The sequence below is a fragment of the Anaeromyxobacter sp. PSR-1 genome, from assembly GCF_000964525.1.
Taxonomy (GTDB): domain Bacteria; phylum Myxococcota; class Myxococcia; order Myxococcales; family Anaeromyxobacteraceae; genus Anaeromyxobacter.
Genome location: NZ_BAZG01000335.1, coordinates 1 through 1,864 on the forward strand (window position 1 = coordinate 1; position 1,864 = coordinate 1,864).

The following is a 1,864-nucleotide window of genomic DNA, read 5'->3' on the forward strand; positions in this document are numbered from 1 at the left end:
GGAAGCAAGGGAGCGCAGGTCCCCGAGCGAAGCGAAGGGGACCGAGCGCTCCGGATGAAGCTGAAACGCGGCCACGCCCGCGGATGGCGTTTGGAGCAGTAACCTCAGCGAGCGCAGGCCCACGCGGATGAGCGTGGGCCGGAGCGAGCAGGGGGTCTGGGGGAGCGCAGGCTCCCCTGGCGAAGCACGGAGCAGTTGGGCGCTCCGGAGGATTTGGAGGGAAGGACCTTCAGCGAGCGCAGGCCCACGCGGGAGCGTGGGCCGGAGCGAGCAGGGGGTCTGGGGGAGCGCAGGCTCCCCTGGCGAAGCACAGGGGAGCCGAGCACTCCCCCAGGTATAAGGAGAGGTGACCGAGCGGCTGAAGGTGCACGACTGGAAATCGTGTGTACCGGGAACGGTACCGTGGGTTCAAATCCCACCCTCTCCGCCAGCGATGCAGGCCCCACGCCGTTAAGCAAGGTGGGACCCGCGAGCCGGCGATGCGCCGGGCGAGCCGGCCCAGAATCCTCGGGCGACGTGGGGGCCATCGAACCCCGCCAGGCCCGGAAGGGAGCAACGGTAGGTGGTCTTCCGTGCGCCCGGGGATTGTGGGCCGGCTCTTTTTGCTGGAACGTGAGGCGCGCCGCGTCCCCGCGGTGACCGATCCCAATGGGTTACCTCGTCCTCGCCCGCAAGTACCGGCCGCAGCGCTTCGGCGAGATGTCCGGCCAGGAGCACGTGGTCCGGACGCTGTCGAACGCGCTCAAGACCGGCCAGCTCGCCCACGCGTTCCTGTTCACCGGCCCGCGCGGCGTCGGCAAGACCACCACCGCCCGCCTGGTGGCGAAGGCGCTCAATTGCGAGAAGGGCCCGACCGCCGAGCCGTGCGGCGTCTGCACCCCCTGCGTCGAGATCGCCGAGGGCCGCGCGGTGGACGTGGTGGAGATCGACGCCGCCTCCAACAACGGCGTGGACAACGTCCGCGACATCGTCGAGGCGGTGAAGTACCGGCCCGCCCGCGACCGCTTCAAGGTGTTCGTGGTGGACGAGGTCCACATGCTGTCGCAGGGCGCGTTCAACGCGCTCCTGAAGACGCTGGAGGAGCCGCCGCCGCACGTGAAGTTCGTGCTGGCCACCACCGACGTCCACAAGGTCCCAGAGACCATCCTCTCGCGCTGCCAGCGCTTCGACTTCCGGCGGCTCACGCTGCAGCAGATCGCCGACCAGCTCGCCAAGGTCGCGGCGGAGGAGGGGATGCGGCTGTCCCCGGCCGCGCTGGCGCTGGTGGCGCGCCAGGCCGAGGGCGGCATGCGCGACGCGCTGTCGCTGCTCGACCAGGTGCGGGCCGCCTGCGGCGACGCGCCCGGCGACGACGCGGTGGCGGAGGCGCTCGGCGCGGTGGACGCGGCGGCGGTGTCGCGCATCGCGGCGGCGCTCGTCGGCCGCGACGGCGCCGCGCTGCTGCGCGAGATCGAGGCGCTCCACGACCGCGGGCTCGAGGTGAAGCGGCTCGCCGAGGAGCTGGTCCGGCACCTGCGCAACGTGGTGGTGGCGAAGCTCGTGCCGCAGGCGCCCATCGACCTGCCGGACGCGGAGCTCGCCGAGGTGCGCGCGCAGGCCGCGGCCGCCGACGCGGCGCAGCTCACGCGCCTGTTCGACCTGGCGCAGCGCGCGGTGGTGGACGTGAAGCTCGCCGAGCAGCCGCGCTACGCGCTGGAGGTGGCGCTGCTGGAGGGCGTGTTCCTGGCCCCCGGCGCGCAGGTCTCCGAGCTGGTCGCGCGCGTCGAGGCGCTCGCCCGAGGCGCGCCGCTCCCGCCTCCCCGCGCCGCCGGCCCGGCCGCGCCGCCCGCGCCCGCCGCGCCGGCCTCCGGCTCCCCGCCGCCGG

1 protein-coding gene, 1 tRNA gene and 1 other RNA gene are annotated in these 1,864 nt (G+C 73.6%); all 3 read left to right on the forward strand.

Features of this window, described 5'->3' with window-relative positions:
• Window positions 1-340 precede the first annotated feature (340 nt).
• Window positions 341-430: transfer RNA gene (locus tag PSR1_RS23130), tRNA-Ser, on the forward strand.
• Between the two features lie 69 nt (window positions 431-499).
• Window positions 500-593: signal recognition particle sRNA small type (gene ffs, locus PSR1_RS23135), an RNA gene on the forward strand.
• A gap of 55 nt (window positions 594-648) precedes the next feature.
• The coding region (gene dnaX / locus PSR1_RS23140) for a DNA polymerase III subunit gamma/tau (protein WP_059439629.1) at window positions 649-1,864 on the forward strand (1,216 nt) is incomplete at its 3' end.